This is a genomic window from Qipengyuania marincola (assembly GCF_029688625.1).
Lineage (GTDB): Bacteria > Pseudomonadota > Alphaproteobacteria > Sphingomonadales > Sphingomonadaceae > Qipengyuania.
This window is the reverse complement of the sequence record NZ_JARULC010000002.1, coordinates 283,500-306,621: the sequence shown is the minus strand read 5'-3', so window position 1 is coordinate 306,621 and position 23,122 is coordinate 283,500. Positions and strand designations below refer to the sequence as shown.

Here is a 23,122-nt window from a genome sequence, read left to right as displayed (position 1 = left end):
CCGCTGTCTCCTTCTCTGGCGAAGGCCGTTAGGACCGGACCTGCCGGACGGCAAGCGGATGCGCCCCTCTTGTAATCTTATTGCGGCAGCGCTTGCCAGCGCGCGTCGATCCGGTCCGCGGACCCGCCCTCGGCTTTCGTGACCTGTACGCCCTCGCTGCGCAAGGCTGCAACCAGCGAATCGCCCGCCGCGCCGCCGCCCGAAACCACGATGGGCAGCCCGGTGCGTGTAGCAGCCCAGAGGACCGCGTCCTGCGCCCGCAGCCCCGCATCGGTCGGTTCGCCATTTGCAAGAGGGATTGCCGGCAAGGCCAGCACCGGGGGGCGCAGCTCGATGGTCCAGTCGGGTGCTGTCCGGTCGATGCGCTGTTCCAGCAGTTGCCAGCCGGACAGCGAAAGGCCGGGCAGGTCCGCCGCTTGCACGATCGCCCGGCGATTGCCGCGATCGACCGTCACGGCCGACCGGTCGACGCCGGCCACCACGGCGAGCTGGTCGATCATCCGATTGATCTGCGCCTCGGTCGCCGCTGCCTGTTGCTCCGCGCGGGCCTGCGCCAATTGCGCCTGCTCGGCAGCGCCCGGATCGGCGCCGACGCGGAACTGGTCGAGCGCAACCGCCACCGGCTGGTCGAACCGGCCGGTCAGGCGCCGCGCGATCTCCGCATCCGCCCGCGAATTGAACTCGGGCGTGAACACCGTGCCCGTGATTGTCGCAGGCTGGCTGTCCCAGTCGATCGCCAGGTCGCTGACGCGCGCCTTGCCCGGGAAGCTGTCGGCGATGGTCGACTGGACGACACGCTGAGCGTTGGCCTCGAATGCAATCTGCCGCAGCGACAGGCCGAGCGGAATGGCGAGCAGCGTGAAGACCACGAATATGCCCACGTTCTGAAACCAGCCCTGGCGGGTCGAGAGATTGGTGCGAAAACCGTACAGGCGGGCCATGATCGTGGCGCTCAGCGCGATGGTCAGGAAGTTCGTGACATACAGCGCCAGCGCCCCGCCGAAGACGGTCCAGTTCAAGGTCGCAAGGCCGTATCCCACAGCTGCAAGAGGCGGCATCAGCGCTGTCGCAATGGCCACGCCGACGATCGTGCCCTCGCGCCCCCGGATCATGGCGTATGATCCCGCGAGCGAGGAGAACAGCGCCACCAGCAGGTCGAACAGGTTCGGCTGGGTGCGCGCCGCGATTTCCGGCGTCACGGTCTTGAGCGGCGAAACGAGCACGATCAGCGCCGTGAAGGCAACCGCCGCTATTGTGCCAATGGCCAGTGCCTTCACGCAGATCTGGAGCCACTTGATCTTGCCCGTCGCAAGCGCGAAGCCGGCCCCGAGGATCGGGCTCATCAGCGGTGAAAGCAGCATCGCGCCGATCACCACGGCCGGCGAGGAGAGCAGCATGCCCAGGATCGCGATGCCCGCCGACATCATCGTCATGAAGATATAGCGCGGGCTGTTGGTGCATTCGCTGGCGACCTTGGCGATGACCTGGGTGTGATCGACACTGTCGATGACGTGGTCTAGCCACCAGCGGCGCAGGGGCACCAGGGCCCTGCCGATCGGGCTGTGCACCCAACCGGGCGTCTCGCGCTGCTTCCCCGCGCTGGCAGGTTCGACTATCCGTCCCATCGTTGGCGATCTAGATCGGATTGCCGTCCTGGTCGCGGAAAATTTCGCGGCGGCCGACATGGTTGGCCGGGCCGACAAGCCCTTCGCTCTCCATCCGCTCGATCCATTTGGCTGCCGTGTTGTAGCCCACGCCCATCTGGCGCTGGAGCCACGATCCGCTGGCCTTCTGGTTCTCGATCACGATCTGGCAGGCTTGGCGGTATTTGCGCTCGTCCGGGTCGTCCGAAGCGGTGAACTCGTCCTCGAAGCTGTAGCCGCCGTCCTCCGGCTCCTCGGTGACCGCATCGACGTAATCGGGCTTGCCCTGCGCGCGCCAGTGGTCGGCGACCTTCTCGACCTCTTCGTCGGATACGAAGGGTCCGTGCACGCGGATCATCGCGCCGGTGTTGGGCTTGTAGAGCATGTCGCCCTTGCCGAGCAGCTGCTCCGCGCCCTGTTCGCCCAGAATCGTGCGGCTGTCGATGCGGCTGGTGACCTTGAAGCTGATGCGGGTCGGCAGGTTGGCCTTGATGACGCCGGTGATGACGTCGACCGAGGGGCGCTGCGTCGCCATGATCAGGTGGATGCCGGCAGCGCGGCTCTTCTGGCTGAGGCGCTGGATCAGCACCTCTATTTCCTTGCCGACGGTGACCATCAGATCGGCCAACTCGTCGACGATCAGCACGATCAGCGGCAGCGGTTCGTAATCGAGCTGCTCTTCCTCGTAGATTTCCTCGCCAGTCTCGGGATCGAAGCCGGTCTGCACGCGGCGGCCGAGCGGTTTGCCCTTCTCGGCTGCCTTCTTCACCTTCTCGTTGAAGCCCGCGATATTGCGCGAGTTCACGCTCGACATCATGCGATAGCGCTTCTCCATCTCCTCGACCGCCCATTTCAGCGCGCGCACGCTCTTGTGCGGCTCGGTCACCACGGGGCTGAGGAGGTGGGGAATGTCGTCGTAGGTCTTGAGCTCCAGCACCTTGGGATCGATCAGGATCAACCGGCACTCGTCGGGCGTGAAGCGGTAGAGCAGCGAGAGCAGGATCGCATTGAGGCCGACCGACTTACCGCTGCCGGTGGTGCCCGCGACCAGAAGGTGGGGCATGGCGGCCAGGTCGGCGACGATCGGCTCGCCCGCGATGTCCTTGCCCAGGATCATCGGCAGGCTGCCCTTGCTGTCGACGAAGGCGGCGCTGGCGGCGAGCTGCTTGTAGCTCACCATCTGGCGGTCGGCATTGGGCAGCTCGATGCCGATCACGGTCTTGCCCGGGATCGGCGATACGCGCGCGCTGATCGCGCTCATATTGCGCGCGATATCCTCGGCCAGGCCGACGACGCGGCTGGCCTTGATGCCCGGCGCAGGCTCCAGCTCGTACATTGTCACCACCGGGCCGGCACGCACGGCGGTGATTTCACCCTTCACGTTGAAATCGTCGAGCACGTTTTCGAGCAGGCGCGCATTGCGTTCCAGCGCCATCTTGTCGAGCTTGGGGGCGGCGTTGGCGGGCGGATCGTCGAGCAATTCCAGCGTCGGCAGCTGGTAATTTGCGAACATGTCGCGCTGCTTGGCCTTTGCCGGTTTCGGCTGCGCAGGCGTGGGGGCGGGATCGGCGATCTCGGGCGCGCGGCGCGGTTCGCGAAATTCGATCGGCTGGGCGTCTTCGTCCTCCGCCTTCGCCGGTTTCGCGCGTTTCTGCCGCTTGGGCATGAGCGGCAGGTCGCCATCGATCAGCGCCGGGCGGCGGCGCAGGAAATCGGGGAGGGTGAGGAACTGCGCCCAGTCGATCGCGAAAACGCGCGTCACCAGCGCGATGCCGCCGCCCAGCGCGAGCAGGGCCACGGCGAGAACGATCCAGCCCGAGGCTGCCTCTCCGAAGCGGTCTGCTGCTGCCTCGATGCCGAGGCCGCCGAGCTGGCCGAACAGCCCGCCCAGACCCGCCGGCAGGCTGCCCGTGGCCGGATCGAAGAGCAGCGCCAGCACCGTGCCGAGGAGCACCATCGCCGCCAGGAGCATGGCGAAGGGGGCCCACCAGCGCCCGGGCGTTTCCTCTTCGTCACCATCCTCCACGCCGGTCCACAAGCGACGGGCGGAGATATAGAGCAGCGGCAGCAGCAGGACGGAGGTGATGCCGAAGAAATTGAAGGCTCGTTCTGCAGCCCACGCCCCGCTGAGGCCCATCCAGTTGCCGATCCGCTCTCCCGAAGCGGCGGTCGACGGGCTCGGATCGGTCTGTGTGTAGCTGGCCAGCGACAAGGTGAGGAACAGCATGAGGGCGAACAGCAGCCCTGCCCCGGCCATATGCGTGGCACGGCGGAAGGAGCGGCGGAATGCCGCCCGCCAGTCGGGTGCTGCGCCAGCGCGCGTGGCCATGTGCGTTTACCTTCGATCCCCAGGGAAGACGCAGTATGAATCCTCGGGGACTCGCGCGTCAAGCAGCGTTCGTCGGGCGGGTGTATTTTCTGAGCAACACACTGGTGCCCTTGTCCTGCCCTTCGCACCGGCGAAGGACTGCGTCGGGCAGGTCAGGAAAGCCCGTCGATCGCCGCCCAGCGCGGCCAGTTCAGTTCGCGCGCCCTGTCGGCATTCATCCCGCCCAGCGCAATGACCGGAACAGGCGATTGCTGTGCGAGAACGGAAAAACCCATCGGGCCGAGCGTCGCGCCGCCGGGGTGCGAGGCGGTGGGAAAGACGGGCGAAAGGAAGATACCATCGGCCTTCGCTTCGACAGCGGCTTCGATCTCTTCGCCATCATGCGCCGTCGCCAGGCGCAGACCGCTTCCGAGGCTCTCCGGCGCGCCGTAGTGCCCGTCGGCGCCCCAGTCTTCGCTGCCCGACAAAATGACCACATGGCCGCATGCGCGCGCAATCGCCACCAGTTCGTCGAATCGCGTTCGCCGCGCTTCGGGATCGAGATGATAGTGCCGGAAAACGAAACCCGACCGCTCCGGCAGCGCGCGCAAGGCCTCTTCGAGCCCGCCATCGTTGCGAGCATCGGAGAGCAGCCAGAGCAGCGGGAGGGCCTGTCCATTCATGCGTGGTCCGCTATAGCGCTCCACGATGGAAAAGGCAGAGACTCCGCTGCAGCAGGTGCAGGCGAATATCGCGAAGGCGTGCAAGATCGCCCGCCGAGATCCGGGCGAGATTACGCTCGTCGCGGTTAGCAAGACGCATCCGGTAGAGGCGATCCGCCCGCTGCTGACCGAAGGCCAGCGGCATTTCGGCGAGAACCGCGTCCAGGAAGCACAGGCCAAGTGGCCCGCGCTGCGCGAAGAGCATCCGGCGGTGACGCTGCACCTGATCGGCCAGCTGCAATCGAACAAGGCGGAAGATGCGGTCGCTCTGTTCGACGTGATCCATTCGCTCGACCGGCCGAGCCTTGTGAAGGCGCTGGGCAAGGCGATGGACAAGCTCGACAGGCGGGTGCCGTGCTTCGTTCAGGTGGATGTCGGCGAGGAAGAGCAGAAGGGTGGCTGTCCGATCGGCGAGCTGCCCGCGCTGCTCCAGCAGGCACGCGAGGCGGACATTTCGGTCGCCGGCCTGATGTGCATTCCGCCCTTCGACATCGAGCCCGCACCCTTCTTTGCCCTGCTCGACAAGTTGGCGCGGGACCACGGCCCAGCCGATGATTCCTGGGGCCGCAGCATGGGCATGAGCGGCGATTACGAAACCGCGATCCAGCTCGGCGCGACGCATGTGCGCGTGGGAACCGCTCTGTTCGGAGAGCGCGGGTAACCCTCTTTCCTAAGCGTTCTCCAGCCGGTCCTGCATGGCGTCGCTCGCGGACTCGATTAGGCGTGACTCGATGCGATTCATTCGCTCGCCGGGCTCCAGCTTGTGGCCGGTCAGATCGGTGACGTAGAAGGTGTCGGCCGCGCGCTCGCCGTAATTGGTGACGTGGGCGGAGTGGACGACGAGGCGGCTTTCGAACAGCGCGCGGGCGAGGCGATTGAGCAGTGCGGGCCGGTCACGGGCATTGACCTCGATCACGGTGAAGCGGTTCGACGCCTTGTTGTCGAACAGTACGCGCGGCGAAACGTCGAAGGCGCGGGCACGGCTATGGTTGAGCGGACGTCGCGCCAGCCGGGGGGCGAGATCGACGCGGTTGGCGAGGGCATCGGTGATGCTCTTCTTGAGCCGCTCCAACTGACCCTCCTCCGCAAAGGCGCCGCCATGCGGGTCCTGCACCAGGAAATTGTCCAGCGCCCAGCCCTGCCGCGTGGTGTGGATGCGCGCATCGATGATGTTGCCGCCTGCCAGGTGGATGCCGCCCGCGATGCGATAGAACAGACCCGGATGGTCCGAGGCGATGACCGTGACCAGCGTCGCCCCGCGCGCTTCGTAGAATTCGCAGTGGATCGACAGCTCGTGATCCGCCTCGCGCGCCGCATCGTAATGCACGAGGTTCAGGGCGACGATGTCGACCGGCTCCGCGATCCAGTACGCATCGCCCATGGTGGCGGCGAGACTGTCGACCAGCCCGGCCTGTTCGCCGAGCAATTCGGCGACCTGCTCCTTTTTCGCCGCGATCTTGCGCTCGCGCCCCTCGCGCATGTGGCCGAGGCGCAAGCGCTCGCTGGCCGAATCGTATAGCTCACCCAGCAGCTGGCCCTTCCAGCTGTTCCAGGTGCCCGGACCCACCGCGCGGATGTCGACCGCCGTCAGGATGGCGAGATGGCGCAACCGCTCCTGGCTCTGCACCTTGCCGACGAAATCCTCGATCGTCTTGGGGTCGGTCAGGTCGCGTTTCTGCGCCGTGTGGCTCATCAGCAGATGGTGCAGCACCAGCCATGCAACCAGCTCGGTCTCGTTCTCGTCGAGGCCGAAGCGCGGGCACAGCTCGCGGGCCACGTCGGCGCCGAGCTCCGAATGATCGCCGCCCCGCCCCTTGGCAATGTCGTGCAGCAGCGCCGCGACGTAAGCGACGCGGCGCGAATTGACCTTGTGGATCAGGCGCGTGGCGCGCGGATGGTCGTCGGCAAGCTCGCCCTTCTCGATCTTGTTGAGCAGGCCGATGGCGCGGATCGTATGCTCGTCCACCGTATAGTGGTGGTACATGTCGAATTGCATCTGCGCGTTGACCTTGCCGAAATCGGGCACGAACTTTCCGAATACGCCGGTCTCGTTCATCCAGCGCAGCACCATCTCGGGATCGTTGCGACCGCAAAGGAGGTCGAGGAAGATGGCATTGGCGCGCGCATCATTGCGTACCGCATTGTCGATCAGCCCGCTGTCGCGATCGGCCTGGCGCATCGTTTCGGGATGCACTTCCAGCTCCTGCTCCTCGGCGATCTGGAAGATTTCGATCAGGCGCACCGGGTCCTTGCGGAACCAGTCGTCGGACGGCGCGGCGATCTTGCCGCCGAACACGCGATAACCCTTGACGAGCCTCGCCTTCTGCTTCCAGCCAGCGAAGAAGCCCGAGCGCGCGGTTTTCGCCTCGAACTGCTCATCGATATGCGCGAGGAAGACACCGGTGAGCGAGCCGACGCGTTTCGCATGAAGGAAATAGAGCTGCATGAACCGCTCGACCGAGCTCTTGCCGGGCCGCTTGGCAAAATTCATCCGCTCGGCAATCTGGCGCTGCATGTCGAAGGTCAGCCGGTCCTCGGCGCGGCCAGTGAGGACATGCAGGTGGCAGCGGACCGCGAGGAGGAAGTTCTCCGCCCGGCGGAAGCTGCGATATTCGGCCGGGGTGAACAAGCCGACATCGACCAGTTCGGCCGCCGCGCGCACGCGGTGGATGAACTTGCCGATCCAGTAGAGCGCGTGGAGGTCGCGCAGGCCACCCTTGCCATCCTTGACGTTGGGTTCGACGACATAGCGGCTGTCGCCCATGCGCTTGTGCCGCGCATTGCGCTCGGCCAGCTTTTCGGTGACGAAAGCGCGTTCGTTGCCGCGCACAACCTCGCTGGTGAAGCGGCGCGCGCCCTCGTCATACAGCTCCTGGTCGCCCCAGACGTAGCGCCCTTCGAGCAGGGCGGTGCGGATGGTGAGATCGCTCTTCGACAGCCGGATGGCCTCGTCCAGCGTGCGCGTGGAATGGCCGACCTTCAGGCCGAGGTCCCACATGAGGTAGAGCATCGCCTCGACCACCTGTTCGCACCAGGCGGTCTTCTTGCCGCCGACGAGAAAGGCGATGTCGACGTCGGAATGCGGCGCCATTTCGGACCGGCCATACCCGCCGACCGCCATGATCGTCAGTCGCTCGGCTTGCGACCGGTTGGCGCTGGGGTAGAGATGCGTCGTCGCATGATCGTGGATCACGCGCAGCAGCTGGTCGATCAGGAAGGAGTGCCCGCCCGCGCATTCATGCCCGGCGGAGTGTTTTTCCTCCAGCCGCGTGGCCAGTTCGGCGCGGCCCTTCTCCAGCGCCTCTTTCAGCAGCTGCACGATCGGCTGGCGGGCCTTTTCGCCGTGCTCCTCCACCAACGCATCGATCTGCGCGGCGACATCGCGCCGGTCGAAGATCGCGCGCTGGCGGGGAATACGGAAGGTGCTCAAGCGGCCTCGTAGTCGCTCGCGTAGGTGGCCTTGACGGTCCGCTTGTCGACCTTCTGCGTGCCGAGGCGGGGAAGCTGTTCTTCCGCCTGCCAGATGACGCTCGGAATCTTGAACGGAGCGATGTGTTCGCGGAGGAATTCCTGCAAGTCGTCCGAGGACAACTCATGGCCCTCATGCGTGAGGTAGACCGCAGCGGGAATCTCGCCGAAACGCTCGTCCGGAAGTCCGAATACCGAACATTCTGCGACCGCGGGATGTGCGTAGATCGCCTCTTCCACCTCGATGCAGGAGATGTTCTCGCCACCGCGGATGATGATGTCCTTCTTGCGGTCGACAATGAACAGGTAATCGTCCTCGTCCATGTAGCCGAGATCGCCGGTGCGGAAAAATGCGTCGTCGCTGAACGCGGCCTTGGTCGCTTCCTCGTTGCGCCAGTAGCCGAGGAAATTGCAGACCGAGCGGATCGAGATCTCGCCCACCTCGCCCTGCTGCAGCTGGTTGCCGTCATCGTCGAGAATGGCAATCTCGACCAGCGGGCGCGAGGGCATGCCGGTGCTGTTCGGCTTGGCGAGATAGTTCTCGTTGAGATTGCCCGCGCCGACCCCATTGGTTTCGGTGAGCCCGTAACCGAGCACCGGATAGCCATCCTGGAAGGCATCCTTGATGCGCTTCACATGTTCGACCGGGCGCGCGGACCCGCCCGCGGCAAAGGTCTTGCACTGCGAGAGATCGTATTTCTCGCGGTCGGGATGCATCGCGATCTCGTAGCTCATCAACGGCACGCCGACGAAATAGGTAATCTTCTCCTTGTCGAGCAGGCGCAGCGCCTCGCCCGCGTCCCACTTGGGCATCAGGACGAGCTTGCGGCCCATGGCAAAGCTCTGGAGGAACAGCGGCACTTCGCCGGTCACATGGAACAGCGGCACGGCGACGAGCGCACTCGGCTGCACGGTGGGCGCCTCGCCCCGCTCGGTCAGCAATTGGAGGATCATCGCCGTCTGGCAGACGTAGTTCATCGTGCCCGAGACGACTCCGAGGTGGTCGGAATAGGCGCCCTTGGGATGGCCGGTCGAACCCGAGGTGTAGAGGATCGTGGCGAGGTCTTCGGGGCCGATCTCGCCCAGCATCTTCATCGCCGTATCGCCTGCCGCCCAGACCGGGGCGAGGCCTTCGCTCGGGCGGCCATGCTCGAACACCACCACCTTGGCAGGATGGTCGACGCCGTCGAGCCGCGCCGCACGCTGCGGATCGGCTAGCACCAGCTTGCATTCGCACAGGTCGATTCCGTAGGCGAGCTCCTCGCCCGTCCACCAGCCGTTGAGCAGCGTCGCACAGCCGCCGGCCATGAGGGTGCCCATATAGGCGATGATCCAATTGACCGAATTGCGCGCCGCGATGCCCACGCGATCGCCCTTCTGGATCCCGTGCTCCGTCGCCAGCCCATGGGCCACGTGGCTCGCAGCATGCCAGACCTCACCGAAGGTCATGCGCATGTCGCCATCGACGAGGAAGGTTTCGTTCTTCTTCTCGTTGCAGAAATGCGCGAAGTAATGCGCGACGCTGGGCGGCGCGTTCTTGAAGGCGGGCATCGTCACGCCGCGCCGGCTCGCTTCGGTCAGCTCGAACATCTGGCCCGGAGCAGTGACGGCGTCGGTAATGCGATGAATATCCTTGTCGAGTTCGGTGGGCATCGGTTGTGTCGTCCTCTCCAAAACAGTGCGCGGCCTCGCTTACCGAGGCTCGCGCGGATAATGCGGCTCGACGCAGGCTTTCCCCAAAACTCCTGCTATGCCAAAAGCCGCCGCCGATGGGTCGTCGGACGCGGCCTTGCACATGTCTCTAAGAGGATAAGCCCTTGCTGTCACTACTCGCCGCCAGCGGCGCAATCGACCCGATCTACTGGCAGGATCTGGGGCTGAGACCCTATCTGTTCGAGATCGGCTGGTTTCAGCTACGCTACTACTCGCTGGCCTATCTCATCGGGATCATCTTCGCGGTCTGGCACGTGTCCAAGATGATCAAGCAGCCGGGCGCCCCAATGGCGCAGCGGCATGTCGACGACCTGTTCTTCTACGCAACGCTCGGCGTCATCCTCGGCGGGCGGTTCGGCTATGTTGCCTTCTACCGGCCGGAGCTGTTCGGCACCGTGGACATGTTCAAGCTGTGGGAAGGGGGCATGAGCTTCCACGGCGGACTGATCGGGGTGGTCCTCGCGATCGCCTGGGTTTCGTGGCGCGGCAGTCTCAATTTCCTGCGCGTGTGCGACTATGTCGCGGTGTCGGTGCCCTTCGCGTATTTCCCGGGGCGCATCGCCAATTTCATCAATGGCGAATTGTGGGGTCGCGCGGTCGAAAGCGACGTGCCCTGGGCAATGGTGTTCCCCGACGGCGGCGATGTGGCCCGACATCCCAGCCAGCTGTATCAGGCCGGGCTCGAAGGGTTGCTGCTGGGCATCGTGATGATGCTGATGTTCTGGAAAACGAAGGCGCGCTACCGCGTCGGACTGCTGGTCGGAATTTTCACCACCGGCATGGGGCTGGGGCGCTTTATCAACGAGTTCTTCCGCGAGCCCGATGCACATCTGGCGAGTGTCGTGGTGGAAACCGGGCTGTCGCGCGGGCAGTGGCTGAGCCTGCCGCTGGTCGCGCTCGGCCTCGCGCTCGTCGCCTATTCGCTGATGCGCCCTCCTGTCGGAACGCCCAGGAAAGGCAAGCCGGCGGCCGCATGAGCGGCACGGACGAGCCAGGCCTGGCGCAGAGCTTTCGGCGCCTGATCGCGCAGCACGGGCCGATCCCCGTCGCGCGCTACATGGGCGAAAGCAATGGGCGCTATTATGCCTCCCGCGATCCGCTGGGCGCGGCGGGAGATTTCACCACGGCCCCCGAAATCAGCCAGATGTTCGGCGAGATGGTCGGGCTCTGGCTGGCGGACATATGGGTGCGCGCGAGCCGTCCGGCCAACGCGCTCTATGTCGAACTTGGGCCCGGGCGGGGCACGCTGGCGCGCGATGCGTTGCGCGCGATGGCAAGCCAGGGATGGCGGCCGGACGTGCATCTGGTCGAAGGCTCTCCGGCCTTGCGCACCCTGCAGTCGCAGGCGCTTGCCGGAGCCGAATTGCACGACACGATCGACACGCTGCCCGAAAACCGCCCGATATTCCTCGTGGCCAATGAGTTTCTCGATGCCCTTCCGATCCGCCAGCTGGTAATGACCGAGCGTGGCTGGCGCGAGCGCATGGTCGCGCTCGACGAGCGGGACGAATTCGTCTTCGCCGCCGGCCCCAATCCGATGGATGATGCGGTGCCGCAGGCCCAGCGCGCCGCGCAGCCCGGCACGATCATCGAGACCTGTCCGGCGGCCGCTGCGTTGGTCGATGCGCTGGCGCGGCGAATCGACGCGCAGGGCGGTGCGGCCCTGTTCATCGATTACGGCCATCTGAGTGCGCGCACGGGCTCGACGCTGCAGGCCCTGAAGCGCCACGAGAAGGTCGACGTGTTCGCCGCGCCGGGGGGCATGGATCTGACGGCCCATGTCGATTTCGCCACGCTCAGGGACATCGTCAGCAGGGCCGGTCTCGCGACGGCGACGGCGACGCAGGGTGCCTGGCTCGAGGCGATGGGCATCGGCCTGCGCGCGCAGGCCCTTGCAACCAGATCGCCTGCCCAGGCGAAGGACATCGCGTCGGCGCACGAGCGGCTCGTTCACCCCGAGGCCATGGGCGACCTGTTCAAGGTGCTGGCATTCTCCGCACGCGACTGGCCGCGCGGCGCGGGATTCGATGAAGGTCCGTCAGACCGAAGGAAGGAATCGCAATGAAGAAAGCCGTCGTATCTCTTGCCGCCATGCTCATCGCCTTCCCCTTGGCCGCGGCCGAACCCGTTCAGGGCCGGTGGGTGACCGAGGAGAAGGACGCGGTAATCTCGATTGCACCGTGCGGCGCGAAACTGTGCGGCCGGATCGCGAAATTCCTCGTGCCGCCGCCCCAGGGCCTCGACCAGCGCGACGTCAACAACAAGGATGCCGCGAAGCGCAGCCGCAAGCTGCTCGGCATGCCGGTGCTGACCGGCTTCGCCGAGGATGGCGACGAGTGGCGCGGAACGATCTACGATCCCAAAAGCGGAAAGACCTACCGCTCGATCCTGAAGCGCCGCAGTGCCAATGTGCTCGAGGTGAAGGGCTGCATCGGCCCCTTCTGCCAGACGCAGGTCTGGCGCAAGGCGCGCTAGAGACCCGCGCGCTCGGCCAGTTGCCGCGCCGCCTCTTCGAACGACAGCTTGTCCTCTTCGCGGTCGACCGAAAGGTTCGCCTTGCGCATCGCCGCGACGTCGATCGCGCCGATCAGCGGCTCGATCGCGGCGCGGATCGCGGCGTCGTTCCCGGTCTCCGGCGCGAGCAGCACGATCGCGTCGTAATTGGGGAAGGCCCCACGCGGATCGCCGAGGATGGTCAGGTCGTCGGCGGCGATCCGCCCGTCCGAAGTATAGGCGCCGATCACATCCGCTTCGCCCGATTTCAGTGCATTGTACATGAAGGTCGGTGAGAAATTGCGGCGTTCGGCAAAGCGCAGGCCGTAGGCTTCTCGCACCGCCATCCATTCGGGGCGCTCGAAGAATTCGGGGTCGCCGCCAATGGTCAAGGTGCCTGCGACCGGGCCAAGATCGGCGATGGTTTGCAGGCCACGAGCTTCGGCCGCCGCGCGCGGCATGGCGAGGCCATAGGCATTTTCGAAACCGAGGCGACCAAGCACGTGTGTGCCGCTCGTCCTGGATTCCCAGGCGATGATTTCCTCCAGCATCGTATCGCGCGGCGGATTGTCTTCGCGCTGCATCTGGTTGGTCCAGATCGTGCCCGTGTAATCGACCAGCACGTCGATTGCCCCGGTCGAAACCGCACGATGGGCGACGGCCGAGCCCAGTCCGTCGCGATAGTCCACAGAATAGCCGGCTGCCTCGAGTTGCCGACCGATCAGGCGGGCAAGGATATACTGCTCCGAGAAGCCCTTGGCGCCTATGACAATGCGCCGCTCCCCGGTCCCGCCAAACTGGGCGAGAGCCGCGGCAGCCACGCCCAGCGCCACCGCCGCGGCCCCTCCGAGGGTCAGCAGGCGCCGCCGCATCTTGAGCCCTTTCTCGATCGTGCCGAGCAGCCCGTCGGCGATCAGGGCAAGGCCTGCACTCGCGATGCAGCCGGCCAGAACCAGCACCCAGTTTTGCGTCTGGAGGCCAGCGAAGATCGGATCGCCCAGGCTCTTTTGCCCGATGGTCGTCGCCAGCGTCGCAGCGCCGATGGTCCAGACCGCGGCAGTGCGGATGCCGGCCATGACATAGGGCGCGGAGAGCGGCGCCTCGACCAGCCGTAGCCGCTGCCAGAAGGTCATGCCCACGCCGTCTGCCGCCTCGATGACCCCAGGATCGAGATTGGTCTGCGCGGTTATCGCATTGCGCAGGATCGGCAACAGCGCATACAGCGCCAGCGCCAGCAATGCGGGCAGGAACCCGAGCGTCGGCAAACCTTGGCCGAACACTGCGCGCAGGCTCAGCAGGATGGGGAAGAACAGCGCCAGCAGCGCGAGTGCGGGAATGGTCTGCACGAGGCTTGCAAACCCCAGCGCGGCGCGGGAAACCGTCGCCGACCGGCTGGCCCAGACCGCCAGCGGCAGGGCCGTCACGATGCCGAGCGCGATGGCCGAGGCCGACAGCAGCACATGCGCCGACAGCTGGTCGCCGAGGTTCAGCAGCGCCTGCCAGATCTCGCTCACCGCGAGAGCTCCGCCAGTCGGTCAGCCTGTGCGCGCGGCACCGCGACGAGATCTTGCGCCACTGTGCCACCGCCCCCTTCCAGCAGGGCTTGCGGTGTCTCATCGGCAACGATCCTGCCCTTGTCCATGACAAGGACCCGGTCGGCCAGCAGCAAGGCCTCGGCCATGTCATGCGTCACCATGACCGTGGTGAGATCAAGCTCGTCATGCAGCTTGCGGACGCTCTCGCCCAACGCATTCCGCGTGATGGGATCGAGGGCGCCGAAGGGCTCGTCCATGAGCAACAGGTGCGGATGGCCCGCAAGGGCCCGGGCCACGCCGACACGCTGGCGCTGGCCACCCGACAAAGCATCGGGCATGCGGGTGGCCATGTCTGCATCGAGCTCGACCAGCTCCAGCAGCTCGTCGATCCGGTTTGGCGCGAGCGGCTGTTTCGCCAGACGCGGACCGATGCCGATGTTCTCGCCGACCGTCATGTGCGGGAACAGGCCGATGGACTGGAAGACATAGCCGATCCGACGGCGCAGGGCGGGAAGCGGCAATCCGGCAACCGGCTCCCCTTCGTAAACGACCTCGCCGCTCGAAGCAGGGGCGAGGCGGTTGATGGTTTTCAGCAAGGTCGACTTGCCCGATCCCGAAGCCCCGACCAGCGCGACGAACTGGCCGCTGTCGATGGCGAGGGACACGCCGCGCACTGCCTGGGTCGCGCCGTAGCTCTTGCGTACGTCGCGAAATTCGAGCGCTGGTATGTCGGAAGCGATCACCCGTTCTCGCTGCCCTCGTCATCGGGCAGTTGATAATCGACGCGTTCCAGCTCGATCCGCCGGTCGCCGGGGCCGGTCGCGCTCATCGTCTCTTCCTGCATACTTTCGGGTTTCCAGCAGCGTTCCGCCCCGTTCTCGTCGTCCGGCGTGAAGCACAGCCGCTCGTCTCCGGTGGCATTGAAGGTCCACTGGCCGGTTTGCCATGGATCGCCATTACGCAGGTCGCGATAGCACCCGTCGCGATCGAGATAGGTGGTGTAGCGCGAGCCATCCTCGGCAATGGCGCGCCAGGCGGTTTCCGCAAATTCGCCGGGCATGTCGTCGGCAGCAGGAGAGGCCACCGATGCGTCGTCGGTCACGGTTTCGGCGGTGGTGCCCTGCTCCTCTTCGCCTTGCGTACAGGCCATGGCGAGGGCGCACAGTCCGAACAGCATGGGATAGCGCATTTCTCTTACCTTTAAGCTTGCCCTGATCTCACGCTAGCAGGTTCGCCGCCGTGCGAAAGGCCGTCGCGGGATAGCGGCTTTATGCGTCAGGGCAGGATTTTCGTTTTGGGAAAGGCCAGATCGATGACGATGCCTTCTTCGCCGAAAGAGCGATCAAAGCGCCCTTCGAGCTGATTCTCCACGGCCATGCGCAAAAGACGCGAGCCGAACCCTTCATGCTCTGAATCGAGAGTGTCGCAATAGCCGCGCATCACCTCGGTCCAGGTGACGCGGATGTCCCCGTCGGAAGCGGCGTCGGCGGAAATGGCGATCCTGATTTCCCCGTCGTCGCAGGACAGGGCGCCATATTTGGCCGAGTTCGTGGCTAATTCATGGAATATCAGCGCCAGGGGCGTCGCGGCCCGCGGCCCGGTTTCGACATCGTCCCCGCTGATCTGCAGCCGTGCCGCGCGCCCGTCATCATAGGGTTTCAGGAGGTCTTGCAGCAGGCCTTGAAGATTGTCGCTGCTGCGCCCGTCATCGGGCCTGACGTAGTCATGGGCAGTGCCCAGCGCACGGATCGCGGCGCCCAATTCCTTCGTGAACTCGGCGAGCTCGGGCTTGCCGCGCGAACGGATCGCAATCAGGCCGGAAATGACCGCGAAAATGTTCTTGATGCGGTGCGACAATTCTCCGGCCAGCAGTTCCTTCGCCTCTCGCTGGCTATGCTCTTCGTGAATATCAGTAAGCGTCCCCACCCAGCGATGCTCGCCCTCGGGCGTTTGCACAGGCACGACGCGCGAGAGCATCCAGCGCCACTCTCCCGAAGCATGCCGGATTCGCAGGGCAGCCTCGTAAGTCGCGCCGCGCGTCACCGCGGCAACGAAATCGTCGTGGCTCGGGCCATAGTCTTCGGGGTGGACGGCCGCGCTCCATTCTTCGACCGACGCGGGCTGGTCGAGCCCGGTCACCTCGCGCCACTGCGCGTTGAAATAATCGAAATTGAGGTCGGCATCGGCGGACCAGGCAATTCCCGGCACCGAATCGAGGATCTGGCGCACGCGCTTCTGCAACCGCTCGTCGGCCTCTTCGGCCTTTGAAAGCTGGCGCCGCGACTCAAGCCGGCGCATGACCGCACGACCGAGCACTTCGAGAGTCTCGTGCTGGAGTTCGGTCAGGCCGCGCTCACGCGGCTGGGTGTCGATGACACAGAGGGAGCCGAGCGGTGCGCCCTCCAGAGAAACGAGCGGATAGCCAGCGTAGAAGCGAATATTCGGTTCGGCGGTGACCAGCGGGTTGTCCTTGAACCGCTCGTCCTTCGTCGCATCCGGCACGACCATCGCCTGACCGCCCAGCATGGCATGGGCGCAGAAGCTCGTCGGACGTGGAGTTTCGCTGGCATCGATACCGAGGCGAGCGAGGAAATGCTGTCGGTCTCGCTCGACGATGCTCACCAGCGCGATGGGGGTTTCGCAGATCTTTGCGGCCAGGCTGGCAATCCGCGCGAGCTCTTCGTCGCCAACCAGAGCATCGGTTTGGTGTGCAGCAAGGACGGACAGGCGATCGTCTTCGCCGCACAATGCCTGCGCGGGCTGGGAGCCGCGGGGCCATAGCTGATCGGTCCGTTGGTGCATGTGCGACGAAGGCCCTTAGGAGAAAATCCGCAATGCGCCAATAAGTTCTGCGGCATCGCAATGCGTCTTGCGCCATACGGTTTGCCCCGCGCCGCGCGCTCGGCTATCGGCGCGCAACGATATTACGCGAGCCCCAGATTTTCGCGGATTTTGAGGAGAGACCATGCGCGCGACCCCCGATTTCGATTTCCAGCTGGGCGAGGCCGCCGAGATGATCCGCGAGAATGTCGGCCGCTTCGCCGACGAACAGATCGCCCCGCTGGCGGAGAAGGTTGATCGCGAGGACTGGTTTCCCAAGGCGGAGCTGTGGCCTGCGATGGGCGAGCTGGGCCTGCATGGCATTACCGTCAGCGAGGCCGACGGCGGTTTAGGCCTCGGCTATCTCGAACATGTGATCGCGGTGGAGGAGGTCAGCCGCGCAAGCGCCTCTGTCGGCCTCAGCTACGGCGCGCATTCCAACCTCTGCGTCAACCAGATCGCGCGCTGGGGCAATGCGGAGCAGAAGGCGAAATACCTGCCCAAGCTGATCAGCGGCGAGCATGTCGGAAGCCTCGCCATGAGCGAAGCGAGCGCCGGATCGGATGTCGTCTCGATGAAGATGAAGGCCGAGAAGGTCGATGGCGGCTACGTGCTCAACGGCACCAAGTTCTGGATCACCAACGCCCCCTATGCCGATACGCTGGTTGTCTACGGCAAGACCTCGCCCGAAGCGGGCAGCCGGGGGATCACGACCTTCCTGATCGAAAAGGATTTCGAAGGCTTTTCCATCGGCCAGAAGATCGAGAAGGTCGGCATGCGCGGCTCGCCCACCAGCGAGCTGGTGTTCGACGATTGCTTCGTGCCCGAAGCAAATGTGATGGGCCCCGAAAACGGCGGCGTCGGCGTGCTGATGAGCGGGCTGGATTACGAGCGCGTCGTGCTCGCCGGATTGCAGCTCGGCGTCATGCAGGCCTGCCTCGACACGGTCATCCCCTACCTTCGCGAGCGCACCCAGTTCGGCAAGCCGCTGGGAAGCTTCCAGCTGATGCAGGCCAAGGTGGCGGACATGTATGTCGCGCTGCAATCGGCCCGCGCCTACACCTATGCCGTCGCCAAGGCCTGCGATGCCGACCAGACGACGCGCTTCGATGCGGCAGGCGTCATCCTGCTGGCGAGCGAAAACGCCTTCCGCGTGGCCGCCGAAAGTGTGCAGGCGCTCGGCGGCGCAGGCTACACGCTCGACTGGCCGGTGGAGCGCTACATGCGCGATGCCAAGCTGCTCGACATCGGGGCGGGGACGAACGAGATCCGCCGCATGCTGATCGGGCGCGAGCTGATCGGGGCGGCGGGATGACCGCACCCGTTCTCACCTCGACGCTCGACCGCGAGGCGCCCGATGCCAAGGCGCGTTTCGAGCACAACAAGTCTCTCGCCGCAGACTTGCGCTCCACCGTAGCCGCCGCTGCTTTGGGCGGCTCTGAGGGCAGTCGCGAGCGCCATGTCGGGCGGGGCAAGCTCCTGCCGCGCGAGCGGGTGGAACGCTTGCTCGATCCGGGCAGCCCGTTCCTCGAAATCGGCCAGCTTGCCGCCAACGGCATGTATGGCAAGGACGCAATCAACGGCGCGGGAATGATCGCCGGGATCGGTCGCGTGTCGGGCCGGCACGTGATGATCGTGTGCAACGATGCCACCGTGAAGGGCGGCACCTATTACCCGATGACGGTCAAGAAGCACCTGCGCGCACAGGAAATTGCGCAGGAAAACCGGCTGCCGTGCATCTACCTCGTCGACAGCGGCGGGGCGAATTTGCCGCACCAGGCCGAGGTCTTCCCCGACCGCGATCACTTCGGGCGCATCTTCTTCAACCAGGCCAACATGAGCGCGCTTGGTATCCCGCAGATCGCCTGCGTCATGGGCAGCTGCACTGCGGGCGGGGCCTATGTTCCGGCGATGTCGGACGAGACGGTGATCGTGCGCAATCAGGGCACGATCTTCCTCGCCGGACCGCCTCTAGTGAAGGCGGCAACAGGCGAGGAAATCAGCGCCGAGGATCTGGGCGGCGGCGACCTGCATGCTAAGAAATCCGGCGTGGTCGATCATCTCGCCGAGAACGACGAGCACGCGCTCACTATCGTGCGCGATATCGTCAGCCATCTCGGCAACAATTATGCCGAGGCGAAACACGTCGCGCTGAAAGATCCGCGCCCGCCGAAGTTCGATGCCGAGGACCTTTACGCCATCGTGCCCGAGGATGTGCGCGCGCCCTACGACGTGCACGAGGTCATCGCCCGCCTCGTCGACGGCAGCGAGTTTCACGAGTTCAAACAGCATTACGGCAGCACGCTGGTCTGCGGCTTTGCCCATATCTGGGGCATGCCGGTCGCGATCCTCGCCAACAACGGCGTGCTGTTTTCGGAAAGCGCACAGAAGGGCGCGCACTTCATCGAGCTGGCGCAGCAACGCCGCATCCCGCTACTCTTCCTCCAGAACATTTCGGGCTTCATGGTCGGCGGGAAATACGAGGCGGAAGGCATCGCCAAGCATGGCGCGAAGCTGGTTACAGCTGTCGCCACTGCCACCGTGCCCAAGGTCACCGTGGTCATCGGCGGCAGCTTCGGGGCGGGCAATTACGGCATGTGCGGCCGCGCCTATAGCCCGCGCTTCCTGTTCACCTGGCCCAATGCGCGTATTTCGGTGATGGGCGGTGAACAGGCCGCATCGGTCCTCGCCACCGTCCATCGCGACGCCGACAGCTGGACCGAGGAACAGGCCGAGGACTTCAAGGCTCCGATCCGCCAGAAATACGAGGACGAGGGCAATCCCTACTACGCGACCGCGCGGCTGTGGGACGATGGGGTGATCGACCCGGTGCAGACGCGCGACGTGCTCGGCCTCGCCTTAGCCGCCACACTCGAAGCACCCATCCCCGAAACGCCAAGCTTCGGCATCTTCCGCATGTAGGCTCGCTTTCGCAGAAACTTCTGGTAGGCAGCACGCGTGGGAGAGAACATGTCGCAAGAACCGGGCCGCAAGCGCTCGCTCCTGTCGCGTATCGTGCGACGGATCATCTGGGCCATCTACCGGCTGCAGGGCTGGAAGGTCGAGAGCGGTCTTCCCGGCATCCAGAAATATGTGATCGCGGGCGCGCCGCATAGCTCCAACTGGGATTTCGTGTTCTTCACCGGTGCAACCGCGGAAGAAGGCGTGGAGCCCAGTTTCATGGGCAAGCACACGCTCTTCACCGGTTGGATGAAGAGTTTCATGTACGACATGGGCGGCGTGCCGGTGGATCGCCGCAAGCGTGCCAATTATGTCGAGCAGGTGGCCGAGGCGTTTCGCAAGTCGGACAAGCTTGCCCTGGTCATCGCCGCCGAGGGTACGCGCAAGAGCGATGGCGAATGGAAATCGGGTTTCTGGCATATCGCGCGCGAAGCCAATGTGCCGATCGTCCTCGCCTGGGTCAGCTGGCGCAAGCGCCGCCTCGGCTTCAGCGAGCCGATCACGCCGAGCGACGATTACGCGGCCGATCTTGCCAAGATCGCCGCGTGGTTCCGGTCAAAGCGGCCCGATTACGGTCGCTACAAGGTGCTTGAGGCGCAGGCGCAGCGCCTGCTGGCGGAGCGCGGAGAGACCGCCGCATGATCCTCGAGGCTCTGACAGCCAATGCCGCGATCCTGCTGGGCGTCGCTCTGATCCTGTGGGTCGCTGCGCTGCAGATCGACGACGTGTCCTTCATCGATAGTTTCTGGGGCTTCGGCATGGCGCTGATGGCTTTCGTGAGCTGGCTCCAGCTCGCCCGGCCCGGAGGTTTGGCGACCATGCTGATGATCATGACTGTCGCCTGGGGTCTGCGCCTGTCGATCTATCTCTTCATTCGCTGGCGGCGCGAGGGGCAGGACAAGCGTTACGAGCGCATGCTGAGAAAGGATCGGGAGAAAGGCCGCTTCGCGCTCGCCGCGCTCGTCAAGGTGTTCCTCGGCCAGTCGGTCCTGCTGTTCATTGTGTGCAGCCCTGCCCAGTACGGAATTCTCGAGGCCGCTTCAAATACCCCGATAAGCGGTCTCGCACTCGTCGGGCTGGCGCTCTACTGTGTCGGTATCTTCTTCGAATGGGTGGGCGACTGGCAATTGGCCCGGTTCAAGGCCGATCCTGCGAACGAGGGCGAGGTGATGGACCAGGGTTTGTGGCGCTATACTCGCCACCCGAACTATTTCGGCGATGCCTGCGTCTGGTGGGGGATCTGGATCGCGGCGGCCTCTGCCGGCTGGTGGGTAGCTGCGGCAACCGTGATCGGACCGCTTTTCCTGACGTTCACCCTGGTCAAGTGGTCGGGCGCGGCCTTGCTGGAGAAGGGCATGAAACATTCCCGCCCCGGCTATGAAGAATACAAGAAGCGGACCTCCGCCTTCATTCCCATGCCGCCTGCGAAATCTTCCTGACGACATTTGGCGGGGTTTAACCGCGCGCCGAACGCGCTACATGGGCGAAGGATGGACGAACGAGGGTACGGCCGGGTGAGCCAGGACGAGATCGACGAGCTGCGCAGCCGCTTCGCGCGCGATGCCATGGCTATCATGGAACGGCGTGGCGAGGAGATTACCCGATCGCGGCTCGCATCCGAACTCAATGTCACCCGCTCGCGCGTCGAAGCGGTCTTTCCCGAAGAGGCGGACTTCTACGACGCGATCGTGGCCGAGTGGTTCAAGCCCAAGCTGGCCGTGATGGACGAGGTCATGGCGACCGAATTGCCCGTGCGCCGCAAGATGTACGAATTCTTCGCCCGACGCTTCCAGCTGCTGCGCGAGGACTTCCAGCGCGATCCGGCGACTTTCAGGCTCTATGTCGAAATGGGTGAACGCTATTTCGAGTATGCGCAGAGCTACATCGATCTGGCCGATCACTATCTGTGCGAACTGATCGCACAAGCGCAGGCAGATGGATATTTCGAAGGGCTGGAAATCAATCGGGCCATGTCGCTGATCAACCAGGCGGTGCTCTGCTACATCCAGCCCTATCTCATCGCGATGATCGACGAGCGCTTGTCCGAAGGCAAGCTGGCTGAACTCATCGACGCGCTCTTCGAGGGCTTGCGCCAGCGCGAGGTCGACGCGCGCGGCATGCACTCGATTTCCGGAACGTGAGCAATCGGCCTTCGCGCCGCATTCTCTTCATCGGGCTGAATTACAGTCCCGAACCGATCGGCGTCGGGCCTTACTCTTCCGGACTGGCCGAAGCCCTCGTGGAGCGGGGACACCAGGTCGCGGCCGTCGTGGGCCAACCCTATTATCCCGAATGGCGGTTATACGAGCGCTACAAGGGCCGTTGGAAAAGCAGCGTCGAGCAGGGTGTGCGGATCACGCGTTGTCCGCACTACGTTCCCGCCAATCCCACCGGATCGCGGCGCATAGCGCACCACCTCAGTTTTGCCAGCAGCGCCTATCCCGCGGCGCGCATTATCCGGCGCGACTTTTCGCCCGATCTCGTCGTTACAGTCGCGCCCTCGATGGTCGCGGTCCCCGTAGCAGCGCGAATGGCACGTCGGGCCGGCATTCCGCTGTGGTTGCACGTGCAGGACTTCGAAGTTGGTGCAGCCATGGCAACGGGGCTGATCGAACAGGGCAGCGCCACGGCCATGGCCGCCGCCCGCTTCGAGAAACGCATGCTGCGCTCTGCCGATGTGGTGTCGACCATCAGCGGGCCGATGTGCGCGCTTGCGATGGAAAAGGGGGTCGCGCCGGATAGGGTGATTGAAATCCGCAATTGGGCAAATCACGGGGATCGCATCGCCGGAAGCGACGGTGCGGCATTGCGCGAGCGATGGGGGCTGACCGGTCAAACGGTGGCGCTATACTCGGGCAATATCGCCAATAAGCAGGGGCTGGAAATCGTTGTTGAGGCAGCGCACCTGCTTTCTCACCGGCCTGACATAACCTTCGTTATCTGCGGAGAGGGGCCCAATCGACGGCATCTTGAGGCGCTAGCTCGGGGCGCAGGTAACATCCGCTTCTACGACCTGCAGGCCGAGGAGATGATCGGCGAGCTTCTCAAGATGGCCGATGTCCATCTCCTGCCGCAAACGCCCGATGCGGCCGATCTCGTCCTGCCCTCGAAAATCGGCAACATGCTGGCTTCCGGGCGACCGATTGTCGCTACGGCTGGAAAGAACACGGGCATTGCGCGCGAACTTGACGGGGCGGGCGTGATCGTTCCGCCGCGTGATGCGCAAGCTTTTGCCTGGAGCGTCGAGCAATTGTCGCGCGATCCGGACCTACGGGCGCGCATGGGGCGCGTCGGCCGCGAACGGGCGGCAAGATCGTGGTCGCGCGCCGCAATCGTCGAACAGTTCGATGCGCGGATGCAGCTTCTGCTCGAGAACCGGTAAAGCGGCATTTGCCGTCAGACGGCAAAACCATTTTCCTACACGGCCATGCATGACTAACCGATCTGGCTCCTTTTGAT

Annotated in this window: 19 protein-coding genes; 10 read left to right on the top strand and 9 right to left on the bottom strand. The window is 64.8% G+C overall.

The window, feature by feature from the left end; all coding sequences use genetic code 11:
- Positions 1-77: 77 nt before the first annotated feature.
- The 3 genes from P8Q88_RS06700 to P8Q88_RS06690 form a co-directional block, all read right to left on the bottom strand.
- Positions 78-1,625, bottom strand: coding sequence for a DUF389 domain-containing protein (locus tag P8Q88_RS06700; RefSeq protein WP_278323075.1), 1,548 nt, complete (start codon positions 1,623-1,625; stop codon positions 78-80).
- A 10-nt stretch (positions 1,626-1,635) separates the two neighbouring features.
- Complete coding sequence (locus P8Q88_RS06695; RefSeq protein ID WP_278323074.1) at positions 1,636-3,972, bottom strand: FtsK/SpoIIIE family DNA translocase; 2,337 nt, start codon at positions 3,970-3,972, stop codon at positions 1,636-1,638.
- Positions 3,973-4,124: 152 nt separating this feature from the next.
- Positions 4,125-4,634: a thiamine phosphate synthase gene (locus P8Q88_RS06690; RefSeq protein ID WP_278323073.1), complete on the bottom strand. Its 510-nt coding sequence runs from the start codon at positions 4,632-4,634 to the stop codon at positions 4,125-4,127.
- Positions 4,635-4,659: 25 nt separating this feature from the next.
- On the opposite strand from P8Q88_RS06690, the gene P8Q88_RS06685 reads away from it, so the two are divergent.
- Positions 4,660-5,334, top strand: coding sequence for a YggS family pyridoxal phosphate-dependent enzyme (locus tag P8Q88_RS06685; RefSeq protein ID WP_278323072.1), 675 nt, complete (start codon positions 4,660-4,662; stop codon positions 5,332-5,334).
- Positions 5,335-5,343: 9 nt separating this feature from the next.
- Here the strand turns inward: P8Q88_RS06685 and P8Q88_RS06680 are convergent, their stop codons facing one another.
- Together P8Q88_RS06680 and P8Q88_RS06675 are read right to left on the bottom strand one after the other, a co-directional pair.
- Entirely contained in the window at positions 5,344-8,103 is a 2,760-nt protein-coding gene (locus P8Q88_RS06680; RefSeq protein WP_278323071.1) for a [protein-PII] uridylyltransferase, read from the bottom strand.
- Complete coding sequence (locus P8Q88_RS06675; RefSeq protein ID WP_278323070.1) at positions 8,100-9,794, bottom strand: class I adenylate-forming enzyme family protein; 1,695 nt, start codon at positions 9,792-9,794, stop codon at positions 8,100-8,102. The genes P8Q88_RS06680 and P8Q88_RS06675 overlap by 4 nt, the downstream gene beginning before the upstream one ends.
- Positions 9,795-9,958: 164 nt before the next feature.
- Here P8Q88_RS06675 and lgt point away from each other — a divergent pair, with 164 nt between their 5' ends.
- The 3 genes from lgt to P8Q88_RS06660 are packed head-to-tail and all read left to right on the top strand — an operon-like array spanning position 9,959 to position 12,329.
- Positions 9,959-10,831: a prolipoprotein diacylglyceryl transferase gene (lgt, locus tag P8Q88_RS06670; RefSeq protein ID WP_278323069.1), complete on the top strand. Its 873-nt coding sequence runs from the start codon at positions 9,959-9,961 to the stop codon at positions 10,829-10,831.
- Complete coding sequence (locus tag P8Q88_RS06665; RefSeq protein WP_278323068.1) at positions 10,828-11,919, top strand: class I SAM-dependent methyltransferase; 1,092 nt, start codon at positions 10,828-10,830, stop codon at positions 11,917-11,919. Before lgt ends, P8Q88_RS06665 begins: the two co-directional genes overlap by 4 nt.
- Positions 11,916-12,329, top strand: a complete 414-nt coding sequence (locus tag P8Q88_RS06660) for a DUF2147 domain-containing protein (protein ID WP_278323067.1) — start codon at positions 11,916-11,918, stop codon at positions 12,327-12,329. The genes P8Q88_RS06665 and P8Q88_RS06660 overlap by 4 nt, the downstream gene beginning before the upstream one ends.
- Here the strand turns inward: P8Q88_RS06660 and P8Q88_RS06655 are convergent.
- The 4 genes from P8Q88_RS06655 to P8Q88_RS06640 all read right to left on the bottom strand — a co-directional run bounded on the left by P8Q88_RS06655 (position 12,326) and on the right by P8Q88_RS06640 (position 16,684).
- The gene (locus tag P8Q88_RS06655) at positions 12,326-13,861 is read right to left on the bottom strand and encodes an ABC transporter permease/substrate-binding protein (protein WP_278323066.1); all 1,536 of its coding nucleotides are present in this window, start codon (positions 13,859-13,861) and stop codon (positions 12,326-12,328) included. The two genes, P8Q88_RS06660 and P8Q88_RS06655, sit on opposite strands and share 4 nt — an antisense overlap.
- The gene (locus tag P8Q88_RS06650) at positions 13,858-14,625 is read right to left on the bottom strand and encodes an ATP-binding cassette domain-containing protein (protein WP_278323065.1); all 768 of its coding nucleotides are present in this window, start codon (positions 14,623-14,625) and stop codon (positions 13,858-13,860) included. The genes P8Q88_RS06655 and P8Q88_RS06650 overlap by 4 nt, the downstream gene beginning before the upstream one ends.
- Complete coding sequence (locus P8Q88_RS06645) at positions 14,622-15,071, bottom strand: hypothetical protein (RefSeq protein ID WP_278323064.1); 450 nt, start codon at positions 15,069-15,071, stop codon at positions 14,622-14,624. The genes P8Q88_RS06650 and P8Q88_RS06645 overlap by 4 nt, the downstream gene beginning before the upstream one ends.
- An 86-nt stretch (positions 15,072-15,157) precedes the next feature.
- Positions 15,158-16,684, bottom strand: coding sequence for a sensor histidine kinase (locus P8Q88_RS06640; protein ID WP_278323063.1), 1,527 nt, complete (start codon positions 16,682-16,684; stop codon positions 15,158-15,160).
- A 163-nt stretch (positions 16,685-16,847) separates the two neighbouring features.
- On the opposite strand from P8Q88_RS06640, the gene P8Q88_RS06635 reads away from it, so the two are divergent.
- Genes P8Q88_RS06635 through P8Q88_RS06610 form a run of 6 tightly spaced genes read left to right on the top strand, consistent with a single transcriptional unit; the run spans position 16,848 to position 23,045 of the window.
- Entirely contained in the window at positions 16,848-18,017 is a 1,170-nt protein-coding gene (locus P8Q88_RS06635) for an acyl-CoA dehydrogenase family protein (RefSeq protein WP_278323062.1), read from the top strand.
- A complete protein-coding gene (locus tag P8Q88_RS06630) occupies positions 18,014-19,624 on the top strand; it encodes a carboxyl transferase domain-containing protein (RefSeq protein WP_278323061.1) in 1,611 nt (536 codons plus the stop codon). The genes P8Q88_RS06635 and P8Q88_RS06630 overlap by 4 nt, the downstream gene beginning before the upstream one ends.
- 48 nt (positions 19,625-19,672) lie before the next feature.
- On the top strand, positions 19,673-20,305 hold the full coding sequence (locus P8Q88_RS06625) for a 1-acyl-sn-glycerol-3-phosphate acyltransferase (protein ID WP_278323060.1): 633 nt from the start codon (positions 19,673-19,675) through the stop codon (positions 20,303-20,305).
- Positions 20,302-21,102 (top strand): DUF1295 domain-containing protein, encoded by an 801-nt coding sequence (locus tag P8Q88_RS06620; protein ID WP_278323059.1) that lies wholly within the window; start codon positions 20,302-20,304, stop codon positions 21,100-21,102. Before P8Q88_RS06625 ends, P8Q88_RS06620 begins: the two co-directional genes overlap by 4 nt.
- 51 nt (positions 21,103-21,153) lie before the next feature.
- A complete protein-coding gene (locus P8Q88_RS06615) occupies positions 21,154-21,804 on the top strand; it encodes a hypothetical protein (protein WP_278323058.1) in 651 nt (216 codons plus the stop codon).
- Positions 21,801-23,045, top strand: a complete 1,245-nt coding sequence (locus tag P8Q88_RS06610) for a WcaI family glycosyltransferase (protein WP_278323057.1) — start codon at positions 21,801-21,803, stop codon at positions 23,043-23,045. The genes P8Q88_RS06615 and P8Q88_RS06610 overlap by 4 nt, the downstream gene beginning before the upstream one ends.
- Positions 23,046-23,122: the final 77 nt, after the last annotated feature.

What these genes read in the sequence shown, in the direction of transcription:
- P8Q88_RS06635 (WP_278323062.1), top strand. Translation starts at nt 16,848, where the DNA reads ATGCGCGCGACCCCCGATTTCGATTTCCAGCTGGGCGAGGCCGCCGAG.
- P8Q88_RS06630 (WP_278323061.1), top strand. Translation starts at nt 18,014, where the DNA reads ATGACCGCACCCGTTCTCACCTCGACGCTCGACCGCGAGGCGCCCGAT.
- P8Q88_RS06660 (WP_278323067.1), top strand. Translation starts at nt 11,916, where the DNA reads ATGAAGAAAGCCGTCGTATCTCTTGCCGCCATGCTCATCGCCTTCCCC.
- P8Q88_RS06625 (WP_278323060.1), top strand. Translation starts at nt 19,673, where the DNA reads ATGTCGCAAGAACCGGGCCGCAAGCGCTCGCTCCTGTCGCGTATCGTG.
- P8Q88_RS06675 (WP_278323070.1), bottom strand. Translation starts at nt 9,794, where the DNA reads ATGCCCACCGAACTCGACAAGGATATTCATCGCATTACCGACGCCGTC.
- P8Q88_RS06640 (WP_278323063.1), bottom strand. Translation starts at nt 16,684, where the DNA reads ATGCACCAACGGACCGATCAGCTATGGCCCCGCGGCTCCCAGCCCGCG.
- P8Q88_RS06665 (WP_278323068.1), top strand. Translation starts at nt 10,828, where the DNA reads ATGAGCGGCACGGACGAGCCAGGCCTGGCGCAGAGCTTTCGGCGCCTG.
- P8Q88_RS06700 (WP_278323075.1), bottom strand. Translation starts at nt 1,625, where the DNA reads ATGGGACGGATAGTCGAACCTGCCAGCGCGGGGAAGCAGCGCGAGACG.
- P8Q88_RS06645 (WP_278323064.1), bottom strand. Translation starts at nt 15,071, where the DNA reads ATGCGCTATCCCATGCTGTTCGGACTGTGCGCCCTCGCCATGGCCTGT.
- P8Q88_RS06615 (WP_278323058.1), top strand. Translation starts at nt 21,154, where the DNA reads ATGGACGAACGAGGGTACGGCCGGGTGAGCCAGGACGAGATCGACGAG.
- P8Q88_RS06620 (WP_278323059.1), top strand. Translation starts at nt 20,302, where the DNA reads ATGATCCTCGAGGCTCTGACAGCCAATGCCGCGATCCTGCTGGGCGTC.
- P8Q88_RS06695 (WP_278323074.1), bottom strand. Translation starts at nt 3,972, where the DNA reads ATGGCCACGCGCGCTGGCGCAGCACCCGACTGGCGGGCGGCATTCCGC.
- P8Q88_RS06690 (WP_278323073.1), bottom strand. Translation starts at nt 4,634, where the DNA reads ATGAATGGACAGGCCCTCCCGCTGCTCTGGCTGCTCTCCGATGCTCGC.
- P8Q88_RS06685 (WP_278323072.1), top strand. Translation starts at nt 4,660, where the DNA reads ATGGAAAAGGCAGAGACTCCGCTGCAGCAGGTGCAGGCGAATATCGCG.